This is a genomic window from uncultured Fibrobacter sp. (assembly GCF_937877005.1).
Classification (GTDB): domain Bacteria; phylum Fibrobacterota; class Fibrobacteria; order Fibrobacterales; family Fibrobacteraceae; genus Fibrobacter.
Window position 1 is genome coordinate 1 of record NZ_CALEFV010000063.1, and the last position, 6,779, is coordinate 6,779.

A 6,779-nucleotide genomic window follows, 5' to 3' on the forward strand; every position below is an offset into this window, starting at 1 on the left:
GTCTTGCGGACGAAATCCTTTTCCTTCTCGGGAGCCACGCGCACGAACGCACCGAAGCAACGCTGATACAGGGTTTCCTTGTCAAAAATGCAGTCGCTGCTGCGGCATTCGCTGAGCTTGCCGTCCATCATGAAGAGAGTCTTGGCAAGTTCGGGGCGCATACGCACTTCGAGCTTACGGGTACGTGCCTTGAGGCGAACACCGTCCTTATAAACATAGGTAAAGCCTTCTTCCTGGTAACGCTGCCAAATGAAGAACTGCAGGTCGTCAGCGGCGCGCAGATGGTAGCTGAACACCGGATTCTGACGGTTGTTGGCCATAGTCACCTGGTTCAGGAAGTTGTCGGCACCGGGATACGGCACCACGACCTTCACGAGCACCTGCGGGTTCACCGGCTTCTTGCTCTTCTTGGCATACTGTTCGTAGGTGAACAGGGACTGAGCGCCGTTAATAATCTTCGGGCGTTCAATATAGAGCACCTTCTTGCCATCGCGATCCTTCAAGCGAAGGTCATCACCCGTAAGCGTCATACCATTATGAAGGAACGGGAAGTCGTCCACATTCACATTCTGGTCGTCATTTCTTTCCATGGTCTGGAAGGCATCGATCAGGGCGGCGTTCGTATGGGTAAGGTTACCGAGGTAGGTACGGATGTTGCTCGAGACGATGGCCATGTTGTGCTTCGTCTTGAGGCGCTTTCCGAGAGCGACATGGTAGTCAAAAATAGTGCGAATCGGGCAGAAACCGAGGAAAAGCTCACCATGGTCCGAAGTCAAATGCAACGGTTCGGAGTCCATCACGATTTCGAGCTTATCATCGGCGCTACGGAAATCACGGGTCAAGTCGTCGTGTTCGGCGATAATTTCGAGCTTGGCCTTGACTTCGTTCTTCCAGAGCATGAGTTTGCGGCGCATGTCCTTGAGGGTACGTTCCAATTCGGAGTCCGTGATATCGCGGCTAGCACGGGTACGGAGCACCGTTATTTCGAGCGTTTCCATATAGGGACGGCTTGCCGGAGAATCGGAATCATCCTCTTCTTCGTCGTCATCGCTAATCTTGTTAACAGCCCAGGGGTCAGCCTCTTCACGGAGAGACATGAAGAACGGGTTAGGAGGATCGCTCGTACGGAACACGGCAATCTGAAGCTGCTTAAGATCGGAATTCAGATGGGCGACGACCTTTTCGAGCGGAGTATCTTCATCGAGGAAGATGAAGAATTCCATAAAGCCCTGGGAATACTGGAATCCATGGAAGCAACCATTTTCATCTAGATTTAGGTGCCGGAGTGCCTTAATTCGGTCAGTAGGATCGTTCGGATTGAGACTCAAGAGGCTAGCAACGAATGCTAGACGGCGTTCCTGCGATTTGGTTAGTTCCATTTTTTCCTCAGTTTTGTTATATACATAAGAAAATCAGGTGCAAATGAGGCACCTTTTTCCCTATCACTTTTTTTCGTCCATAAAAATAGTTTCAAAATGAGCATTTGAGAAAAAAAAACGAAACTTTTTTTATTTTTTTTCAAAAAACAGCGCATTTTTAGTGAACATTTGTGCAAAAAACTAACTTTTTTACTTTTTTTGGGAACGTAGCTCTCTTTTTTTCGCAAAAATGCTATGATTTACAACATAGGAGATATTCCCATGAACTTGCTAGATGTCATTGCCAAAGCTAAAGCCGAAAAGGCCACTTCCCTCGATTTATCCCAAAAAGACTTGAGGATTTTACCGACCGAACTGTTCGAGCTGGAATCCCTTGAAGAACTGATTCTTGACCGCAACATGCTGGTCGAACTCCCCGACGACATCGGCAAACTGAAAAACCTCAAAAAGCTCTCCGTGAGCGAAAACGACCTAATGGAACTCCCCGAGTCCATCGGCGACCTTGTCAACCTGGAGCACCTGTACCTGGGTTATAATAGTCTATCCGAACTCCCGGACACCGTGGGCAAGCTCAAGAAGCTCGAAACCGTGAACATTGCCAAGAACCAGCTTCTGGACCTTACTCTCGAAGTGGGAAAGTGGGAAAACGTCACCAAGCTCAGCCTGCATGACAACATGCTTTCCGAAGTTCCTGCCACCCTTGGCAAGCTCAAGAAGCTGAAAAAGCTCTACCTGGACAACAACGACCTTACCTCCATCCCGGCAAGTCTGTCTCATCTGGAATCGCTCGAGGTTCTGATGGTGTCGGGCAACAACCTGGGAGCCATCCCCTCTGAGTTTAGCAACCTGAAGAAGCTCAAGGAGCTGGTCCTTGACGCAAACCAGCTTGCCACCCTCCCCGAAAGCCTCGCCGAATGCGACAACCTCGAAACCATTTCCGTCGTCGAAAATCCGCTTGAAGGCGGTATTCCGCGTGTGCTCCTGGACAAGAAGGGACTGAACATCGATCAGTAGGCCGGCGCAGAGCGCCGTTGAGCTATGAGGTCGCTACGCTTTGAGGTGTGAGAGGAGTTTCGCTTTGTTATTTAAAATAAAAAAGCAAAAAGAGCGAACGCACAAATGCTCATGGCTCAAAGCGAGCACAGCGAGCGTGCTCATCGCCTTTTTCCTCACTGCCTGTAGCGACTTTTTCGAGCCGGTAAAAAGTACGCCCGAGCCGACGGAGTACAGCTATAATTATTGGCTACTCCAAAGGACCTACCTGTACGAAGGCGAACTGCCCTTACTGGACGCAGATGGCGACTCCATCTCGTCCCTTTACAATGCGCTTAACGACCCCTACACCCGCTATGTCCCCCCCTCAAAAAGCGAAGAAACCTCTTCTCACATCAACACAAGCATTGTCCAGGGAGACATAGGACTCGAATACAGCTTGTTTCCGGGCATGGAACATCCCCTTGTCATCCAGCGAATCTATCCGAACAGTCCAGCCGATAGGGCCAAGGTTCCCCGCTACGGAAACATCCTCGAAATCAACGGTGTCGAAATTACCGGCGATAATGCGTACGCCACCTACGATTCCGTCCTAAGTCAAAACAAGAACATCATCCTTACGGTATCCTCTCAAGACGACACGCTGCAATTCGAGATGGAAAAGGAAGATATTTATGCCCCGACCGTTTTTGCCGACACCATTAACGACATTGAAATCATTACCATTAGAGGGTTCAAACCGTCTACGATTGATGCAAAGGAAGGTACCCTAGGAGAACTGAGACGACATCTTGATTCCACTAGGACAAGTAAAGAGGTGAGGCTACTCGATCTCAGGGGAAATCCGGGAGGCCACATAAGCCAGTGCATCGCCATGGCGGATCTTTTCATTAAAGAAGGTATCATTTCTACAAGAAAATGGAGATCCATTTCGCCAGATGGCGAATCGGTCCATCGCAGCGAGACCGAAGTTGCCAAGAGCGGGGACTCCGGCGAAGACGGAAAGTTTGTGCTCCTTCTAAATAGGGGCAGTGCCAGTTGTACCGAAATATTCGCCGCAGCCCTTCAGGAAGGCCGGGGAATCAAGGTTGCCGGAGAAACTTCTTACGGGAAGGGAATCGGACAAAGTACATGGAGTACCCCCGCCGGAGGTCTTGCCATCATCACGAACCTTGAATTTTTGACACCCAAGGGGAATTCCTACCACAAAAAGGGCATCATCCCCGATTATCCCTGCGAAACGGCTTCCATCCAGTGCGGTTTCGACGCCATTCAAAAGTATTACGAAAGTAGAAAGTCCAAAAAGGAATCAATTAGTCTCAAAGACATTCTTATTTTAAGAAAGGAAAGTGTTGTAGGCGGCGCCTTTATCGAAGGCGATCCTAAGCTGTTCCTTGAACATTAGGAAGGTGAGTCATGTTTGAAAAAAAAATCCTTTTAGCCATTTTCACGATACCGTTTCTCTTGACGGCCTGCACACAGACCGTGAGCAGCGAGGAATCCTCCGCATTTAGGGACTTATTCCCTACTTCAGACGAGACCGACTTTGAAAACACATACGAGGCAGAGCTCTACTACAACTACGTTATGCTAGACTTGCTCTATCTCTATGCACACACCCGTGGAGAACTGGATCCCGATTACAGAGTCTACCTCGGCAAAGGAACCAGCGAAGTTAACGAGGTAAAGGGATACTGCACCGCGAACTTTTTTGATGTCTGCTATATGTACAATCAGATGGCGGATCCCTTTACCCAATATTTCGATCCGTATATCGCAGATCAGGTTCTTTCCGCAGTCATGGAAAGCGAGACCGTCATTGGTATCGGAGCAGAAGTGGAGCCCATTTCCGATTCAACATCGACTAATCTCCGCATCACGGCTATCTATCCGAAATCACCTAGCGAAAAGGCTGGGCTGCAAGAAGGCGACATCATTTATTTGGTGGACGGATTGCATGTCACGACATCCGAAAATTTCAATGCTATGTGCACAGGAAATATCGGAGATGTCATAAGAATCGTCGTCGGGCGAGATGCAGATACAGTTGTCACCGCAGTGACGCTCGGCGAGTACAAAACGCCATCCGTAAAGCTTCATTACGAAGATTCCATTCCCGTCATTGAAATTTTGCACTTCGCCGTAACGACCACCAGCGATAGCGGTACCTATGGCGAATTTATTTCCGCTCTGCAGAAAACTGCCAACGCAAAATCCACGATTATTGATCTGCGCCAAAATCCCGGCGGCGAGACAGACCAATGCGGCAATGCGGCATCGGAACTTCTTTCTAAAGGCGACACAATCATCATCGATATCGAAGCCTTTGTCGATTCCGTCATCGACAAAGGGAATACTCGATACTACCAGTCTTTTGACACAATCGTCTACACAGCACAGACCGAAGGCATCGCCAAAGACCGCTACTATGTCCTCATGGCCAGCGACACTTCTGCCAGTTGCGCCGAGACCTTCATTTCTGCAATTGCCGCCAACAAGAAGTCACCTATCGTAGGCAAACTGACCTACGGAAAAGGTATCGGACAGGCCGTTATTCAAACGGAGATCGGAGGGGGGCTCGCCCTCATCACTGCACTACAGGGATTTGACAAGAACTGGGAAAGCTACCACGACCTGGGAATCGCCCCCGACTACGACATAACCGAGCCCGATATGCAGATGGCAAAAGCAGTTGAGCTTGCCAAGGAAGCAACGGCGCTGCGTACTGCAGGTTACGGGACGAAAAAACTCAATCACTTTTCCAAGACTCGGGTTTATGAATCTAGGAACAAGCTTCCTAATCGCAACGATCTGAAGCTCCGATATAAAATGAAAAATCGTTAGCTACAGATTGCGCATACGAACCATCACATCGGTGGTGTCGTTCGCCTTTACGGCAGGGGCGGCAAGAGTCGCCTCGATTTGCGTACGGATTTCAGCAACCTCTTTCTGGAGCCTAGCCAGACGCTCACCTTCGAGCTTCGGGGCTGCAATCATCGTCTTGGACGCCGGGTTGATCCAGGCTCCCTTTTCGTTCTTGAAACCGAGGTGCAGGTGCGGCCCCGTGCTGCGACCAGTGGAACCCACGCGCCCGATGCACTGACGGGCAGACACCTTGGCACCGACACCTACCCCGCGGGCAGAAAGGTGCATGTACCAGCTTTCGGAATTGTCCCTGTGCCGAATGGCAATCTTGTTGCCGCTATACTGGTCATAGCCGGACACCGTGACGATACCTTCGGCGACGGCATAGACGGGAGTGCCGGTGGGGCTGCCGTAGTCGATACCGGCATGCATCTTGCGCTGCCCCGTAATTGGATGGATGCGGTTGCCGAATGGGCTCGTGACATGCAAGCGATCAAGCGGATAGCGCAGGCCATCGTAGACAAGCGCTTCGCCCTTTTCAGTGTAGTGGGCGTTGAAGGAACTCTTCGGGTCCGGATCTTCGTAGCGGAACGCCTCATGGTGCCCCACGATGCGGCCGTCGAATTCGGCGTAGACGACCTTGCCCGAAATCCAGATGGAATCCTGGTAGAAGGCTTCTTCCAGGAGAATGCGGAAACGGTCGCCAGCGCGTGCCAAGGGGAAAGCCACCTTGCACTGGAGCACTCCACTCACGATACCCACCATGCGACCGGGAATGCCGACCTTGAAAAGCGTACCGTTCAAGGTACTGCCCTCGGTGAGTGCCCCTTCGAAAATGGACTGGCGGCGAGTCACCGGCTTTTCGATAAGGCTGTAGACATAACCCGAGTCGGTGCGGCTAAGCATGTGGACCGTTGCCGGGTTCGGGGCATAGCGAAAACGCTGCACGCTTCCCAACGAATCAAGTGCGGCATAAAACACTTGACCTACGCGAAGTTTTGAAAGTTCTACACTATCCTGAAGGGCGAGTACAATTTTTCCGCGTTCCTTTTCGTTGATCTGCATACGCACCAGCACCTGGAAGAGACCATCACCAGCCCGAACCGTATCATTTTCGACAACCCAATTTCCCGGCAAAGTCTGAGCGCGCTCAATTTCGGCATTCAGCGAATCAATCTTATTTTGGAGTCTTGCGCCCTCCGTCCTGAGATTCTGTATTTTTTCCTGTTCATTGCAGCCAAGAAGCAGAATCGCCACCAGGATAGACAGCGCAAAAGAAAAAAAATTTTTCACGGACACCTCGTATTAGACAATGCAAATATAAAAAAGGTTCCACGCCTATGACGTGGAACCCTCAAAAACATGTCGCAGTATATTACTGTGCTGCAGCAGGCGCGGCAGGAGCGGCTGCCGGAGCAGCGGCAGGCTTAGCTTCAGCCTTCGGGGCTGCGGCGGCAGGAGCGGCAGCGGGCTTAGCTTCGGCCTTCGGAGCTGCAGCGGCAGGAGCGGCAGCGGGCTTAGCTTCGGCCTTCGGAGCTGCGG

General features: G+C 51.0%; 5 protein-coding genes. 3 read left to right on the forward strand and 2 right to left on the reverse strand.

From position 1 onward, the window contains the following. Positions 1-1,379, reverse strand: a 1,379-nt coding sequence (locus Q0628_RS03620; protein ID WP_298768236.1) for an AIPR family protein, incomplete at its 3' end; no start/stop codon positions are given. A gap of 261 nt (positions 1,380-1,640) precedes the next feature. Between Q0628_RS03620 and Q0628_RS03625 the strand changes: the two genes are divergently transcribed. The 3 genes from Q0628_RS03625 to Q0628_RS03635 all read left to right on the forward strand — a co-directional run bounded on the left by Q0628_RS03625 (position 1,641) and on the right by Q0628_RS03635 (position 5,216). Next, the gene (locus Q0628_RS03625; protein ID WP_298768238.1) at positions 1,641-2,393 is read left to right on the forward strand and encodes a leucine-rich repeat domain-containing protein; all 753 of its coding nucleotides are present in this window, start codon (positions 1,641-1,643) and stop codon (positions 2,391-2,393) included. A 136-nt stretch (positions 2,394-2,529) separates the two neighbouring features. Then, positions 2,530-3,777: a S41 family peptidase gene (locus Q0628_RS03630; protein WP_298768240.1), complete on the forward strand. Its 1,248-nt coding sequence runs from the start codon at positions 2,530-2,532 to the stop codon at positions 3,775-3,777. A gap of 11 nt (positions 3,778-3,788) precedes the next feature. Continuing rightward, positions 3,789-5,216, forward strand: a complete 1,428-nt coding sequence (locus tag Q0628_RS03635) for a S41 family peptidase (RefSeq protein WP_298768242.1) — start codon at positions 3,789-3,791, stop codon at positions 5,214-5,216. Here the strand turns inward: Q0628_RS03635 and Q0628_RS03640 are convergent, their stop codons facing one another. Then, positions 5,217-6,530 carry a M23 family metallopeptidase gene (locus Q0628_RS03640; RefSeq protein ID WP_298768244.1) on the reverse strand — a complete coding sequence of 438 codons (1,314 nt, stop codon included), beginning with the start codon at positions 6,528-6,530 and terminating at the stop codon, positions 5,217-5,219. It abuts the gene before it with no gap. Positions 6,531-6,779: the final 249 nt, after the last annotated feature.

What these genes read in the sequence shown, in the direction of transcription:
- Q0628_RS03625 (WP_298768238.1), top strand. Translation starts at nt 1,641, where the DNA reads ATGAACTTGCTAGATGTCATTGCCAAAGCTAAAGCCGAAAAGGCCACT.
- Q0628_RS03635 (WP_298768242.1), top strand. Translation starts at nt 3,789, where the DNA reads ATGTTTGAAAAAAAAATCCTTTTAGCCATTTTCACGATACCGTTTCTC.